The 14,279-nt window shown below is 40.7% G+C and carries 16 protein-coding genes; 8 read left to right on the top strand and 8 right to left on the bottom strand.

Features of this window, described 5'->3' with window-relative positions; genetic code table 11:
• Nucleotides 1–13: 13 nt before the first annotated feature.
• The 6 genes from P3L40_RS04065 to P3L40_RS04040 all read left to right on the top strand — a co-directional run bounded on the left by P3L40_RS04065 (nt 14) and on the right by P3L40_RS04040 (nt 4,499).
• Nucleotides 14–1,474 carry an O-antigen ligase family protein gene (locus P3L40_RS04065; RefSeq protein ID WP_228677150.1) on the top strand — a complete coding sequence of 487 codons (1,461 nt, stop codon included), beginning with the start codon at nt 14–16 and terminating at the stop codon, nt 1,472–1,474.
• A gap of 49 nt (nt 1,475–1,523) precedes the next feature.
• The gene (locus P3L40_RS04060; protein ID WP_004905357.1) at nt 1,524–1,787 is read left to right on the top strand and encodes a helix-turn-helix domain-containing protein; all 264 of its coding nucleotides are present in this window, start codon (nt 1,524–1,526) and stop codon (nt 1,785–1,787) included.
• A 151-nt stretch (nt 1,788–1,938) separates the two neighbouring features.
• The gene (locus tag P3L40_RS04055; protein WP_004905359.1) at nt 1,939–2,496 is read left to right on the top strand and encodes a LemA family protein; all 558 of its coding nucleotides are present in this window, start codon (nt 1,939–1,941) and stop codon (nt 2,494–2,496) included.
• 29 nt (nt 2,497–2,525) lie between these two features.
• Nucleotides 2,526–3,566 carry a hypothetical protein gene (locus P3L40_RS04050; protein WP_196731752.1) on the top strand — a complete coding sequence of 347 codons (1,041 nt, stop codon included), beginning with the start codon at nt 2,526–2,528 and terminating at the stop codon, nt 3,564–3,566.
• A 1-nt stretch (nt 3,567) separates the two neighbouring features.
• Nucleotides 3,568–4,110, top strand: coding sequence for a LemA family protein (locus P3L40_RS04045; RefSeq protein ID WP_168697667.1), 543 nt, complete (start codon nt 3,568–3,570; stop codon nt 4,108–4,110).
• The gene (locus tag P3L40_RS04040) at nt 4,107–4,499 is read left to right on the top strand and encodes a hypothetical protein (protein WP_094962165.1); all 393 of its coding nucleotides are present in this window, start codon (nt 4,107–4,109) and stop codon (nt 4,497–4,499) included. The genes P3L40_RS04045 and P3L40_RS04040 overlap by 4 nt, the downstream gene beginning before the upstream one ends.
• 17 nt (nt 4,500–4,516) lie before the next feature.
• Here P3L40_RS04040 and P3L40_RS04035 read toward each other — a convergent pair whose 3' ends face one another.
• From P3L40_RS04035 to P3L40_RS04000, 8 genes are all read right to left on the bottom strand, one after another.
• Nucleotides 4,517–5,740, bottom strand: coding sequence for a RhtX/FptX family siderophore transporter (locus P3L40_RS04035; RefSeq protein ID WP_272693283.1), 1,224 nt, complete (start codon nt 5,738–5,740; stop codon nt 4,517–4,519).
• Nucleotides 5,718–7,157: a PepSY-associated TM helix domain-containing protein gene (locus P3L40_RS04030; protein WP_210852711.1), complete on the bottom strand. Its 1,440-nt coding sequence runs from the start codon at nt 7,155–7,157 to the stop codon at nt 5,718–5,720. The genes P3L40_RS04035 and P3L40_RS04030 overlap by 23 nt, the downstream gene beginning before the upstream one ends.
• Nucleotides 7,154–7,405 (bottom strand): hypothetical protein, encoded by a 252-nt coding sequence (locus tag P3L40_RS04025; RefSeq protein ID WP_136134794.1) that lies wholly within the window; start codon nt 7,403–7,405, stop codon nt 7,154–7,156. The genes P3L40_RS04030 and P3L40_RS04025 overlap by 4 nt, the downstream gene beginning before the upstream one ends.
• Entirely contained in the window at nt 7,405–9,543 is a 2,139-nt protein-coding gene (locus P3L40_RS04020; RefSeq protein WP_136134793.1) for a TonB-dependent siderophore receptor, read from the bottom strand. The genes P3L40_RS04025 and P3L40_RS04020 overlap by 1 nt, the downstream gene beginning before the upstream one ends.
• A 107-nt stretch (nt 9,544–9,650) precedes the next feature.
• Nucleotides 9,651–10,520, bottom strand: coding sequence for a helix-turn-helix transcriptional regulator (locus P3L40_RS04015; protein ID WP_136134792.1), 870 nt, complete (start codon nt 10,518–10,520; stop codon nt 9,651–9,653).
• 96 nt (nt 10,521–10,616) lie between these two features.
• The gene (locus P3L40_RS04010) at nt 10,617–11,798 is read right to left on the bottom strand and encodes a cyanate transporter (RefSeq protein WP_096864804.1); all 1,182 of its coding nucleotides are present in this window, start codon (nt 11,796–11,798) and stop codon (nt 10,617–10,619) included.
• The gene (locus P3L40_RS04005; RefSeq protein ID WP_136134791.1) at nt 11,795–12,262 is read right to left on the bottom strand and encodes a nucleoside deaminase; all 468 of its coding nucleotides are present in this window, start codon (nt 12,260–12,262) and stop codon (nt 11,795–11,797) included. Before P3L40_RS04005 ends, P3L40_RS04010 begins: the two co-directional genes overlap by 4 nt.
• The gene (locus P3L40_RS04000) at nt 12,262–12,948 is read right to left on the bottom strand and encodes an ankyrin repeat domain-containing protein (protein ID WP_004905375.1); all 687 of its coding nucleotides are present in this window, start codon (nt 12,946–12,948) and stop codon (nt 12,262–12,264) included. The genes P3L40_RS04005 and P3L40_RS04000 overlap by 1 nt, the downstream gene beginning before the upstream one ends.
• Before the next feature lie 84 nt (nt 12,949–13,032).
• Between P3L40_RS04000 and P3L40_RS03995 the strand changes: the two genes are divergently transcribed.
• On the top strand, nt 13,033–13,890 hold the full coding sequence (locus P3L40_RS03995; RefSeq protein ID WP_036958581.1) for a LysR substrate-binding domain-containing protein: 858 nt from the start codon (nt 13,033–13,035) through the stop codon (nt 13,888–13,890).
• Nucleotides 13,890–14,240 carry a DUF4440 domain-containing protein gene (locus P3L40_RS03990; RefSeq protein WP_136134790.1) on the top strand — a complete coding sequence of 117 codons (351 nt, stop codon included), beginning with the start codon at nt 13,890–13,892 and terminating at the stop codon, nt 14,238–14,240. The genes P3L40_RS03995 and P3L40_RS03990 overlap by 1 nt, the downstream gene beginning before the upstream one ends.
• Nucleotides 14,241–14,279 lie beyond the last annotated feature (39 nt).

The following is a 14,279-nucleotide window of genomic DNA, read 5'->3' as shown; positions in this document are numbered from 1 at the left end:
CGGTAAGCGTACTATGATCATAATATCCCGCTCACTATTTATTGGTATCTTTATTGTTTGGCACCTTGCTAGTCTTATTTATATTGACAGTCTAGGAAGCTTGAGACAATCATTACCACAAAACATTATTAGCTGGTTATCTATTTCCTTGACGATATCCATTATAGCATTTACAGTTTTCTATCGGAAAATTAAAATAATCATTACATTACCTGCTATTTGCTACTGTTTTTCTTTAGCTATTTTAATGATGGGGTTAATATCTCATCAGGGAGAAAATAATAATGTTGATTTTTGGTATTGTTCTGGTATTACCGTTGGCGTATTACTATATATTGCAGGGTTACAAGTGAAAAAAAAATGGTTAATACAATCATTTTGTATTTACTGTTATATCATTATTAATGTAGCTCAAGTCTTTATTACTGCATATCAATATATATTTGAAGCTGATATTTTTTATCTTGCATCAGGCGTGCGTTCAAATGGCTTATCACAGCAAGTTAATATATTATCGGTTAACATGGCGACTGCATGCTTATTATCTCTTATGACTCTTGTATTATCACAATTTTCGTTGTTATCTAAACGCCATGAAAAAATCAGGATTGTATTACTAGGAACATGCGTTTTATTTTTCACATTAACTTTAGTCGTTCTGCAATCTGTTATTGCTTGGCTAAGCTTTACTGTTTGTGCATTTATTTTCATTTGTCTTTTTTACAAGAAAAACCCTCTACGTGTTAGTGCTAGTTATTTTATTATTGCTGTAGCAATCTTTATTGGAGTTTATTTAATAAAACTATGCCCACAGTACATTGGAACTGATGTTATGAATCAATTCCATTTAAAACAAATGCTACGTTTTTCTATTACTTTATTCTTAGAAAAACCGTATGATGCATGGGAGCAATCATTTTTATTTGAAAATAGTTATGAAAGAACAGCAATTCCTTTTTTTAGTCCTAAAATGTATATTGTTCCTCACCCACACAATGAAATACTACTCTGGCTGATGACTGGAGGACTCATTAATTTGATATTTTTATCTTTATTATTAACCGGAGGTATCTATGTCGTATTTCAATCTTTTATAAAATATAAAATTAATGGAAATGGTTATCCATTGGCAATCATTCTATCAATAATCCCTATTATTATACATAATCATGTTGAATACCCTTTTTTGCTTTCTGTATTACACTGGGGGATCGTCATATTATTTTTATCATTCTCAGATGCCGCTTTTGCATTAGAGGAACAATCCCTATTTTATATTAACAAGCAACTATCTTATCTATTCAGCTTTATTGTATTTATTATTGGATTAGGCGTATTTATTATTGGGTTATTTCTGTTTAATGGAGAGAAATCTTTTTATACTCAGGGTAATTATCGAAATGAAAACATAGCAATTAGACTATCAGATTCAATTACTTTCGAAAAAACAACGTATCAATATAAGAACACATAACTAAACCTTATTTACACTTAAGTAGTGTGATATTAATCAGGATAATATTATGAGAATATATCAAACTGAAATTTCAAATGCCTATATAGGACTACAAGTTCGTAAACGCCGTTTACAGATGGGATGGACAGCACACACTTTAGGGAAAAAGTCGGGATTAAGCCAACAGCAAATCTCCCGTTATGAACGCGGTACGCAGAATTTTACGATTCATCGGCTCTGTATATTTGCTAATGTATTGCAGTGTGACCTAGATTATTTTCTTGAACAAAATAGCTATAAGAACCTTTCTCTTGTAAATACAAATCTTTAAGCACTATTCAAAAGTAAAATCTGATCTTGTCACTCAAAAAGATCAGATTTTCTTTATTCTCACCTTACTTTCATTCTTTTCTGATTGCATAAGTGGTAAGGCTCTTATACTTTTAACCCAAATTACTTATCACGGGTTAAAAGGCATCAATATGACCATCACACTTATCGTTGTATTTGTTTTACTCTTATTGGCTATAGGTTGGGGGATCTCTATCTATAACCGCCTGATCAACACCCGTAATCAAGTCAGCAATCAATTTGCCAATATTGATGTTATTTTAAAGCAAAGAGCCGATCAGATCCCACAACTCGTTACCATTACAGAAAAGGCTATGGAACATGAGGAAATCCTTTTTACTTCACTAAGTGATGCGCGTCAGAACTACTTTAATGCCAAAAACATGAACGATAAAATCGCAGCATCGAATGAAATGAACCGTGCACTGGGTAACCTTATTGCCATTGCAGAAAATTACCCTACTCTCATTTCTGGTGAGCAATTTACCCAATTACAAATCGCCTTAAGTGATGTTGAAAATAAATTAGCCCAACGACGTGAAGGCTTTAACGATGCAACAACAGAGTATAATACTGCAATACAAATGTTCCCTGACAGCCTAATTGCCAATGCATTTCGTTTCTCAGCACTGCCATTACTTGATATTTCTGAAGATGAAAAAAAATATCAGGGCGTCCAGTTTAAATAATGTCAGCCTAAAGGTATTAATGCGTGAATATGTATTTTTTACTCGGAGCAGCTATTGGTGCTTTAATTTTATTTATTGATAACAAATTTTCGATAAATAAAAAGGTAAACTGGGGGATTATTCCTTTTATCAGTGTTGCTTGTGGTATGTGGTACTCACTCTCTCCTTCTATCGGCGACTATGGCAGTATTATTTATTACGTCGTTATTCTCGTCATCACCTTTTTTATTACCCGTAATGTTGTCAAGGCTAGTAAAGCGGGCTATCAACGTTATCAACGTTTACAAAATGAAGGCTCATCAAAGTTTAGTGCGTTTCTTAAAACTCTTATAGGTATGCTGATCGCCACTTGCCTATTTGCAGGGTTCTTCATCGACATGCGCGTATTTTTTATCGCATTTGTCTTAGCCTTTGTATTTAAAGCGATTGAAAATACGCCAACCAAGCGCTTTTTAAAATTTCAGAAAAACTTAGCCACCTCTAAAATACGCTCAATGGCGATGGGCCTTGTGGAGGTTGAAGGGAAAATCACTGCGGGTACTGTAATTAAAAGTCAGTTAGGTAATAAAACCTGTTACGGCTCATTTTATTTTGAATATTCCATATCAAAAGATAAAGACGGTAAAAAGAGTTATACCTTACAAAATAGCAAATGCAACATGCATAGCTTCACTCTTACGGATGATACTGGTTCGGTAAAAGTAGAGTGCGATCCAGACTATTTTGTTTACCCTGGCTTAGAACCACATATGGATATTGAAAGCGGTAATCGCCGTTACAAAGAATATTTACTTGAAGCAAACCGCAGTTATTTATTAATTGGTACAGCAGATGCCAATGAAAAAGGCGAATCGATTATTATACGTAAGGCACCTCATATGCTATTAGGCGTCTCGCCCTCAGACTATGTCGTTCGTTGGAACAAAACAGGTCCATTACGTCGAAATTTAGCTATTACCGCCATGATTGCACTTTTTCTGATTGGTGTGATTTTAGTTACGCCAATGGATTATCAAAACGGGCTGCTAAATATGCATTTCGACCAGATCTCATTATTCGGTGATAACTAACATGGAAAAGCTTATTTTTTTCATTATTATCGCTGTTATTAGCTATATTTTTATACGCTATATAATTAATATTTATAATAATATTGTATTTTTAAAAAACAATTGCCATAAAGCATTTGCGAATATAGATGTGCTATTAAAGAAGCAAGTTGAATTAGTTCCTATATTAACTCAAGTTGCAGATAAAGCGATGGCACATGAAAAACAGCTGTTTAGCGAGTTAATTGCCAGCCGTCAGCGCTATTTATCCAGTACCGCTATTGAAACCAAAGTCGATACTGCAAACCAATTTCCAGCAAAAATAAAACCGCTGATTGCTATCGCTGAAAACTATCCAACGCTGATAAGTAAAGGGGTGTTACTGGAATTGCAAACACAAGTAAAACATGTTGAAGACCAAATTGCAGACCGACGTGAGTTTTTCAACCAAACCGTCACACTCTACAATACAGATATTCATGTTTTCCCCAATGTTATTTTTGCCAGGTTATTTCGTTTTAAAGATATCCCCCTACTATTTAGTAAACAGGAGCGCTTACAATGATAAGTATCCCTTTTTCTTGGTTTGGTTTCACGGATTGGCTTATTGAACAAGAGGCTGGGCTAATCATTATGTTTGCGACATTTGGTACGCTACTGTTAACTTTTGTCGTGCTTACCATCCTCAATATTTTCGGGTTAAAAAAGTACTCACTCTATATTGCTGGCGCGTTATTGTGCTCCATTTTCATAAGCATGATGATCATGATCCCACTATTACTACTTTTCAGTATTGAAAACTCAATTAAGTTGCAACTTGTTTGGGTGGTGATTGTTGCCAGTTGCTTAATTTCATTTTTAAGCAACCGACATTATTTAGATATCTACTTCAATTCCATTGAAAAGAAAGCGAATAAAGAAGTCAAAAAACAAAATAAGAAACGTAAAAAATAGCACCGGCTCTATTTATATTAAACTTGCTCTGCTTCTAATCTTTTCACATAACGGTAATGTGAAAATGTCACTAGCAACGCTATAAAGGCAATTAATGCCCCTAATATAAACCCACCTGAATAACCTACCGCTGCCGTTAAACCAACAAGCATCATCGAACTGACTAATTCGCCAATATCCCGCGTACTTTGTACTGCGGTCATGTCAGTACCCGCTTGCTGATAGCGTGATGCAAATTGCATTCCCGCCGTCATTATCGCGACTGATGTGATCCCCGCAGATAATGAACCAAATGTAATACAAAGTGCCACTAAGCTAATTGACACGCCACTAAAGGATTGTAACAACCACAATAATGAAGAGAGTAAAGCAAATAATAGACCAAATGAGAAAGCGCGCCACACACCGGTTTTACCGATTAACCACGCCCCACCGCCACAACCCAGTACTAATGTGACCATGCCACCAGCCATGCCCATTTTACCAATTTGCGCTAATGACCAACCAGCATCATTTAAGAATAGTTTGGCTAAACCAAAACCGGAAACAGCCGTTACCGCAGAAAGTAAAGTTAATAACAGTAAACGCGGAGCACCACGACGTTTTACTGTTTTTAATAGACTCGCTTTCTCGTTCATTTCCTGTGTTATTGATGGTGTTTTTAATGGGCAGACACTAATAAACAATAAACTAAGTAACGGTACACAAGCTAAAACCCCTAAGGCAAGCTGCTGACCAAAACTTTCACTCATGATCATCAACCCTGCACCGCCAATAAAAAACCCCGCCATCACCCCAGCTATCTGCACCGCATTAATTTTTGATAACATTGTGCCACTGACTTGCTCAGCAGCCATGCCATCTGTTGCAATATCTTGGGTAGCACTAGTAAGTGAAGCCACAAACAACAAGACAATACAAGGGAAAGCATTCGCAACCGATAGCCCGATGGTACTTAACGCAAACATCGTTACCGTGACAATAATTTGCATTGGAATAATCCAACTTTTACGACGACCTAAACGTTTCCCCCAATGGTTATCAACAAACGAAGCCCATAAAAATTTCACCACCCATGGCAAACCGACTAATGGCAAAAAAGCTAATGCTTTCAGTTCTCCTCCGTCATGGCGTAAAAAGGTAGGCAACGCATCCATTGCTATCCCCATCGGTATCCCTTGCGCAAGATAAAGTAACCCCAAAGTCACCACTAACTGTTTATTTTGTAATAGATTTTTCATACTCACTCCGCGCACGTTTTGCTGTGCCTAACAATTTTCGACAACCGAATAAAATACATAAAAGCCCTATTCCGCCACATAACAAAACGAGATTGATACGAGAAAAAGGCAACGAACTAAACAGATAGGAGGCTATAAATGCAAATAGCAACAAAGCAGCAGAGAATAAAAGGCATGCCTGCAAGCTCAACTGTACATTTTTGCAGAGTAGACTCGCAGTACATGCTATCCCCCAGCCGATAAAAAAATGTATTGGTAACAATGAAGTGAACCATGGCACTGCCGCTAATAGTGCACATGCGGACAACAGCAATCCCCCACAACTGCCCACAATGAACCTTGCCGCTAAGCTATGATTTCTTTTCCAACACCACATAGCTAGGCCAACAGAAATCAATATCAGCCCACTCAAGCCCGCGATAAAATGCAGATAACTCAATGTGTTACTTATTTTAGGTAGCCATTGATATTGCCCATAATGCAAGGGTTGGATGGCAATAAAAGCACGAGTCCAAATACCTTGCATTGCAGAATCCCGCACTGCAACTAACTGGCGTTTTTTACTATCAAATTGATATTGTTCGAAATTAGAAGTAGATAACTGCCCATTACGCACACCACCAATCACCCACATTTCACCTTGCTTGAACAAAGTTTGAGGTATAAAGCTAGGGACTGTTTGCTGTAATGCGCTGACTGCCGCAGTGATTGAGCTTTCAGCCACAGGTACGGGTGTTTTTAGTGGCTCAAACTCCCCCATCAGAGCTTTCATGATAATTTGTGGATTATCCGGTGCCGCCCTTTCACCGAGGGAAACGGTTCCGAGCGCCCCTAGCCCCGATAACGCGCCGGTAAACGCAAATAAAACCAACCACGGATAACACCATAGGCCAAGCCAGCTATGTAAATCGTGAAGCAACACTCTCAAGTGTGTAACACGCGGCAAGCGCACCATAGTGGCTATTCTACGGCGCTGTATTACTAGACCTGTAATTAATAAGACAGCTAATGCAAAACCAAATAAACTGATAAGAATGCGCCCAGGAAAGTCTATAAATAAGTTTTTATGTAATGTCACTAGCCACATTGTCGGGCTGTCTAATACAACCAATTCACCGTTAATCGCGCTATAGCTTAGCTCACAACTTCCCTGACTCTGGCAAAAAGTGATCACTGGGTTATGCTGTTCCGGCAATTGGATCATGGTTGCACTTGGTTGCAATGCAAGGAGCTGTTCAAGTGGTAGTAACTCACCTGAAAGTGGCACCTTGTTGCCCCATAACCTCAATGCATCACTACCTAAGCTCCAACATCCTGTAAATAGGATCACAAACAAAAAAACGCCAAATAGCGCCCCCGCACTGCGATGTAATTGGTCTAAACGACGAGTGAGAGAAAGAGGCTGTTTATTCTTCATATCCATCCCCTCATCATTAAAAAAAGCGGCAATGGCCACCAGCTATAGCTGCGTACTAATATTTGCCGCCAATTTGATGCGCTGAGGTTATAAACCAATAACCCCATTGAGGTGATAACACTTAGAAATATCGCACCATATAAGCGTTCGAGCGGATCTGCTGATGGATAAAAACGTGCTATCAACATCGATAGCACTATCCCACTGAACAGAGTGCCAATAACTGCTAGGCAACTGACTAACTTCATTAGAAATCAGCCTTCAATGTAAACATCACATTACGCGGGTCACCATAGCGGTTATTCCATTGAGGAGAGAACAACCCTGAGTAATAACGACGGTCGAACACGTTATTAACGTTAACGGCAGCCGTCCATATTTCATCGATTTGATAGCCTAAACGGGCATTAAAAATGGCATATCCACCTTGGCGTAAAGTCACATTACCGTTACTTGTGCGGTATGCACTCTGAGCTTGCATACCGCCGCCCAAACTCCATTTGCGCTCATCCCACGGTAAATCATAGTTAGACCATACCCGTAACATATGGCGAGGAGTTAAGGTGTTGTAAGACTCCCCTTGGTGCTGGCTGTCATCACGGTATTTCGTATCCGTATAGGTATAACCCACAGATACATCCCAAAATGGAGTCAGATAGCCAATCCCTTCAAGTTCAAAGCCTTGACTACGGACTTTACCACCACTAATGAAATAGTTATTAAAGCCCCCCGTTGGGTGCGCAGGGTCAATTTGTGGGTTATTTTTGATATCGATTTGGTAAATAGCACCTGATAAGTTTAATCCGCCATTGAATAACGCACCTTTGACACCCGTTTCAAGAGTTTGCCCTTCAACAGGCTTGAGCATTTTCCCGCTCCACGTTTTCCCTGTTTGGGGCTGATAGACCGTTGAATAGCTGCTATACCATGACCATTGAGGGTTAAAATCCCAAATCACACCACCATAGGGGGTAAGACGGCCATTTTCCGTGAAGTTTGCCGTAGGCATTTTGACATCCCACCAGCTATCACGTAGCCCCGCAATAACCGTGACAGGTTCGATCACTTTGATACGCCCCATCCCGTACAAACCTTTTTGTGTTGTTTTGGTTGGCCCTGCTGAACTATAAGCGCCAATACTCGGTTTCGGCACGCTGTGAGGGTTCCAACGATACACATTCACAGGCACATTTAAGGCGGGGTCTAAATCTGCACTATATTGCTTTTCACTGGCATGTGAGTAACTCGCACCAACAACCACATCATGGGTTAACCCCCATGCGTCCACTTTGCCGTTTAAACTGGTATCTAAACTGGTTTGCTCGTTACGGAATTTATACGCACCTCCCATCAGCATCGCGCCATCACCCGTGACTGGGTCAATATTTCCCCATGCTCCTGCATACAGTAATCGGGCATTTACATGTTGATACTCTGCGTTAAGCTTATATTGCCAATCATCATTGATTTTATGTTCAATCCCCGCAAATGAACGGGAGGTGTCCCACTTGAAGCGATCCCAATCCACATCTAAATACGTTTTACGCGGTAGATGTAAATCACTGCCATCTTTACCGAAAGGAACACCCGCCATATTAGTGACAGAATCAATCGTTTGAAACTGTGCGCCTATACGCAGTAACGTATCAGGGGTAACATCGATATCGACAGTACCGTACATCAAGCGTGTTTGCTGGTCAGAAACATCATAAAAATAATCTTTATCTTCCCACGCCATAACAAACCGTCCGCGCACTGAACCTGACTGATTCAGTAGCCCCCCAACATCTACTTCCCCACGATAACGCTCCCAACTTCCCGCACTTAAGCTCAACTTGGCCATATTTTCTTTTGGCGCATGTTTTCTGACCATATTGACGGTTGCCGCGGGGTTTCCCATACCATGCAATAGGCCGTTCGAGCCCCGCAGTATTTCGACCCGCTCGTATACCGCCATATCTTGAGGTGAGCTCGCCATATTCCCTAATAACGCAGGTACACCATCAATTTCAAATGAGTCAATTTGGAAACCACGAACATAATAAGCGGTGGTTAACTTCACATAAGGCGCACTGGTTACCCCTGTTGCACGTTGCATTACATCATCAAGCGTTTGTAAGTTTTGTTTTTCAATTTGTTCTCTATCAATCACGCTAACAGATTGCGCCACTTCTCGCGGCTTGAGTGCCATTTTTCCAAGTGTTGTCACACCAGGTGCAACATAGTCATCATCCATATCTGAGGATGCGGTCACTTGTATAACATCCTGTTTAGGCTGCACGGGTTCTGCACTCACCATCACAGACCAACTCACTGTTGCACACAAAAGGGCACAAGGTGTTAAGCGGAATATTCCGCGTGACTTAATGTTATAAACGGACAGCATTTCCCACCCTAAAAAAGTTAAATGATAATTGTTATCAATTTAGCAATTAATGTAATGGGTTACTTTCGACTACCGGAATTTGTCTATCGTTATCCGGCAGTAGGCTGTTATTTTTTGAGTTGATTGGGGGAGATACCAAAGCGCTTGCGAAATGCAACGGAGAAATGAGCGGGGGTATAGCCGACTTGGTAAGCCACTGTTGAGATATTCGCATCATTCATACTCAGCAGTTGAAAAGCTGTTTCTAAGCGGTACTCCTGCAACCAGCCATAAATACTATTACCGAATAATTGACGGAAGCCTTGGGTAAGTTTACGGGTATTGATCCCTAGTCGTTTCGCCAGTTCATCTAAACTGGGCGGAGATTCCATTTCCTGAATCAATATCGTTTTTGCCATGTGCAGGCTATCAATATCTCGCTGCCGTAATGTGCCTATAACCGCCGAGTTCGCACTAGATAATGAATGATGTAAGCATAATGCCGTAATTTCTGACACTTTAGCACTTAAATATAGATGACGTAATGACGAATGAGTTGGGCAAGCAAATAATTGATGAGTGATTGCGAGTATATTAGGAGGAATAACCAACTGTAATAGCTTTGGGGCGCTAGGGTGATAGCACGTATCAGGTAAACTTAATTGCTGAGCCTCTAACCATTCAGGAGAGATATCAATCATGGTGTATTTCATGGTTTGTTGGCCATAAAATTGATTATTCAGTAAATAATTTTGCTGGCTGCTCGATAAAATCAATGAAGGTGAATTGACCTCCACATTTTGTCCCGCACTACTACGGCAGCCCATTGCCCCTTGATGGATAGCCACAATTTTTAGCCCAGCGGCTTGCTCTTCTTCAATACCTAAATCACGGTTAATCAGAAACTCACCGCGACGGATCCGGATAAACTCACCAACAGAGTGTTCTTCACGGGCCGAATGCGCTTGTGTGAATTTATCTTCGATACGCTGCTGCATAGGGCTCTTACCTAGACGAATAAATAAACAGTATAGTGACAAAAAAACACCAAGATAACAATAATTATCATTCGCAATAAATAAAGAGGAAATTAATTATTTTAAATTGAAGATTTGACTGTAGCTTTTAGGGTTCAAACGCAAATAAAGAATCAATGTTACTAATACAAAAATCACATGCATTGCCCATACCCATGTAAAACTTTGGCTCAATTGCTGTATCCACGCGGCGCATAATGGCCCAAAGGCTGCAATAATAAATCCTCCAGCCTGCATCAACGAAGTCAATGCGCCTGCGCTAACGGGATGAGGCAAATGATCTAAAGCTGTAATAATACTTAATGCAAAGCAGCCGCCTAGCCCCATACCTAATAACGCGACCCATAAAAGTGGCACATCGCTGGCAAACAGCATCAACCCAGAAAAACCAAGAGCTTGGCAACTGAGCGTGACAATCAGCCAAAAACGACGATCAATATTATGCGAAGCAAACACGGGAATCATGAGTGCAGATAACGCCTGAAACACCGTTAATATGGCAACAAAAGTGCCACTTTGTGCAGCACTCATTCCCTGTTCTTGGAAAAAAGGCGCTAGCCAAGTCACTACGGTGCCATAGCCCGCATTAATCAGCCCAAAACCTGCCATCAACAACCATGCTCTCGGTCTTCGTAAGAATGTCAACACTGAGACCTGCTCTGCTTTTGAGCCCCGCTCCGTGTGTACATTCGCCCAAATAGCCAACAGCGCCAACAAAGCAGGGAAAGCAAGCCATGCTAAGGCACTCTGCCAATGGCCTGTCATTTCTTCAACCAAAGGCGTGATCTGTGCGCCAATAGCTCCCCCTGCCATTAACGTGGCTGAATATAATCCTGTCATCATCGCCATTTTTTGGGGGAAATTCGCTTTGATGAGCCCAGGAAATACCGACTGGATATAAGCCGCACCCACTCCACATAAAAAAGCGGTTAATAATAAAGCTGCACCATCAACAACAAAGTAACGAGCGAGTGAACCGACCAGCAGTAATAGCATTGCGCTACTGATACCCGCACGTTCACCTATTCGTTGGTTTAGCATTGGTACAACCAATGCGCCAACCCCCATCAATAACATGGGTAACAATGTTAAAAGCGAAATGCTTTGATAACTCATCCCTGTCGTTTGAATGATATTGTCGATAACAGGCCCTGGGCCCGTCATAAAGGGGCGTAAGTTCACCCCGACTAAAACAATGGTCAGTACTAACGCCAGCGAAGATGGTGCCGCTTTACTCATTTAGATTGCCGTTCCCACCACTGTTGGTACAGGGTACTGCGCGTTTCATCATTGGGTTTTAGTTGCTCAAACCGTAAACCTGATTGCTGCTCAGGAACGACCCTCAGCGCTTTTGCAATCGCATCCGTAGAAAGCCCAAAAGGTGTGGCGTCATCATTTGAATAGGCGTAGACGACCCGAGAGATACCCGCCATTCGCATCGCGGCCAAGCACATCGGGCAAGGCTGCCCACTTGCATAAACCACACAGTCATCTAATTTCACGCGGCTTAATTTTTGCCCTGCTTGACGCAATGCCATCAGCTCCGCATGGGCGGTTGGATCATTGAGCTCAAGCATTTGATTAACGCCACTCGCAACAACCTGCCCATCACAGACAACAATTGCGCCAAAAGGCCGCCCGCCAGCTCGCACGTTTTCCATTGCTAAGTTGATAGCTTGTTGTAAAAATTGCGTATCCGACATTATTTCGCTCCTGAATTCTCAAGAATTTCAATCAAGTTACGGTAACCTTTACTTTTTGCCAACGTCAGCGGTGATATCCCCGAACCATCAGCTAAGTTAACATCTGCGCCACCTTTGATTAATTCAGTGACAATTTGTGCATACTTATCGCTACCATCACCCAAAATAATCGCTTCAATTAGTGCCGTCCAACCCAACCGATTAACATGATTGACGTCAACACCCGCATCAATCAAGGTTTTAACCGTTGCAACATGTCCACGTTCTGCCGCAGGGATCAAAGCAGTTCCCCCGTAGCGATTGGTACTTTTTAAATCAGCGCCATGTTGTAGAGTCAATATTAGTATCTCTTGCAAACCACGCGCCCCTGCGTACAAATAAGGGGAATCTTGCATATTATCCCGTGCATTAACGTCCGCACCTTGCTCAATCAAAAAACGGGCAACTTCAAGATGGTTTTCATGGGTTGCCGCCATCAACGCTGTACGTTGGCGTGAATCGCGCTGTTCAATATCCACACCTTGCTCAACTAAGGACTTAACACCTTGTAAGTTACCTTGCTCAGCCAATGATACCAAAGAGTTAGCTTGTGGGTTTGCCATACCTTTCCCCATAAATATCAATGAAATCATAAGAATGCTAGCTAAGTGAACCAACCATTTTGCACGTAAAAAGAATGTTTTCATGATTAATCTCCCCTATGACCCTTTAATCTACTGAAAAAGTATGCTATTTAAAAATTAAATAACTAAATGATTGGTATTTATAAAATGAATCCATTGCTCAACCTTGTTTTGTTAAAAACCTTTGTCACTGTTGCTGAAACAGGGAATTTCACCGTGGCTTCACAGCATTTAAATTCAACACAATCAACATTAAGCCAGCAAATTCAACGGCTAGAAGCTTTAGTCAGTCAGCCTTTATTTGTCCGAGGGCACCGCATACTAACCTTAACCGAAACTGGTGAAGTTTTGTTGAGTTATGCAAAAAATATATTGGCGCTCAATGATACCTTCTTTATGAAAATCACTGGCAATGCCGTCATTCAAACTATTCGGCTCGGTTTTCCTGAAGACCTCGCTTCTGGCCAAGTCACGCCGACACTGGCCGCATTTATGCAAGCTAACCCCAATGTGCGGTTAGAAGTCACGAGTGGCCTAAGCCGACAACTTCATCAGCGCTACCAACATGGCGAATTAGATTTAATTATTGTGAAACAGAAAAAAGGGGAATTTAAAAGTGATTACCATTGGCCGGAGCCTTTGTGTTGGCTAACAAGCAACCAATATAAACGTTTAAGTAATGATTCAGTACCTTTGGTGGTTTTTCCTGAAAACGGTCTCTACCGTAATGATATGTTCAAATTATTAGATAGTGAACAGCGCCCTTGGCACATAACTTATACTTGTTCTAGCCTTGCAGGTATTCAAAGTGCTATCGCAGATGGGTTAGGTGTTAGTTTATTACCTTTACGAGCAAAACTTCCTCAACATCGAATTTTAACAGAAGAAGAAGGTTTCCCAGCTGCTCAAGAAATGGAAATTGCCATGCATTTCCATGCTAATACCTCGGATATCATTACGCAACTCGCCGAGAAACTGGCACAACAATTGGGGGAACGCGAGTGATGAATAAACTGATTGAATTAGAAAAAAAATTACATAACAGTACTAACCGACAGAATAGCAATTTTCTTCGCGAGATATTACATGAGGATTTTTTTGAATTTGGTCGTTCTGGCTTTTCAACCGATAAACTCGATACCTTAGCGTCATTAGCTAATGAAACAGCTAAAACGATTTACGCCGAAAACTTCCACTGCTCGCAATTGAGTGATAATACGGTGTTAATGACTTATATCAGTTTTGAACAACAAGATGGGGGTAAAACCAAGCTAACTAACCGCTCATCTATTTGGCTAAAAAATTCAGCAAACCAATGGCAATTAAGGTTTCATCAAGGGACACCTGCAAATTAACAATAAAGTGGAAATGTATCTCCCACTTTATTGTTAGCA

Origin of the sequence: Providencia sp. PROV040, assembly GCF_032706145.1 — a bacterium.
Lineage (GTDB): Bacteria > Pseudomonadota > Gammaproteobacteria > Enterobacterales > Enterobacteriaceae > Providencia > Providencia hangzhouensis.
The sequence above is the reverse complement of the archived record's forward strand: the minus strand, read 5'-3'. Positions and strand labels throughout refer to the sequence as shown.

Excerpts from the sequence above, each read along its gene's own strand:
- P3L40_RS04065 (WP_228677150.1), top strand. The coding sequence starts at position 14 with ATGATCATAATATCCCGCTCACTATTTATTGGTATCTTTATTGTTTGG.
- P3L40_RS04060 (WP_004905357.1), top strand. The coding sequence starts at position 1,524 with ATGAGAATATATCAAACTGAAATTTCAAATGCCTATATAGGACTACAA.
- P3L40_RS04055 (WP_004905359.1), top strand. The coding sequence starts at position 1,939 with ATGACCATCACACTTATCGTTGTATTTGTTTTACTCTTATTGGCTATA.
- P3L40_RS04050 (WP_196731752.1), top strand. The coding sequence starts at position 2,526 with ATGTATTTTTTACTCGGAGCAGCTATTGGTGCTTTAATTTTATTTATT.
- P3L40_RS04045 (WP_168697667.1), top strand. The coding sequence starts at position 3,568 with ATGGAAAAGCTTATTTTTTTCATTATTATCGCTGTTATTAGCTATATT.
- P3L40_RS04040 (WP_094962165.1), top strand. The coding sequence starts at position 4,107 with ATGATAAGTATCCCTTTTTCTTGGTTTGGTTTCACGGATTGGCTTATT.
- P3L40_RS04035 (WP_272693283.1), bottom strand. The coding sequence starts at position 5,740 with ATGAAAAATCTATTACAAAATAAACAGTTAGTGGTGACTTTGGGGTTA.
- P3L40_RS04030 (WP_210852711.1), bottom strand. The coding sequence starts at position 7,157 with ATGAAGAATAAACAGCCTCTTTCTCTCACTCGTCGTTTAGACCAATTA.
- P3L40_RS04025 (WP_136134794.1), bottom strand. The coding sequence starts at position 7,405 with ATGAAGTTAGTCAGTTGCCTAGCAGTTATTGGCACTCTGTTCAGTGGG.
- P3L40_RS04020 (WP_136134793.1), bottom strand. The coding sequence starts at position 9,543 with ATGCTGTCCGTTTATAACATTAAGTCACGCGGAATATTCCGCTTAACA.
- P3L40_RS04015 (WP_136134792.1), bottom strand. The coding sequence starts at position 10,520 with ATGCAGCAGCGTATCGAAGATAAATTCACACAAGCGCATTCGGCCCGT.
- P3L40_RS04010 (WP_096864804.1), bottom strand. The coding sequence starts at position 11,798 with ATGAGTAAAGCGGCACCATCTTCGCTGGCGTTAGTACTGACCATTGTT.
- P3L40_RS04005 (WP_136134791.1), bottom strand. The coding sequence starts at position 12,262 with ATGTCGGATACGCAATTTTTACAACAAGCTATCAACTTAGCAATGGAA.
- P3L40_RS04000 (WP_004905375.1), bottom strand. The coding sequence starts at position 12,948 with ATGAAAACATTCTTTTTACGTGCAAAATGGTTGGTTCACTTAGCTAGC.
- P3L40_RS03995 (WP_036958581.1), top strand. The coding sequence starts at position 13,033 with ATGAATCCATTGCTCAACCTTGTTTTGTTAAAAACCTTTGTCACTGTT.
- P3L40_RS03990 (WP_136134790.1), top strand. The coding sequence starts at position 13,890 with ATGAATAAACTGATTGAATTAGAAAAAAAATTACATAACAGTACTAAC.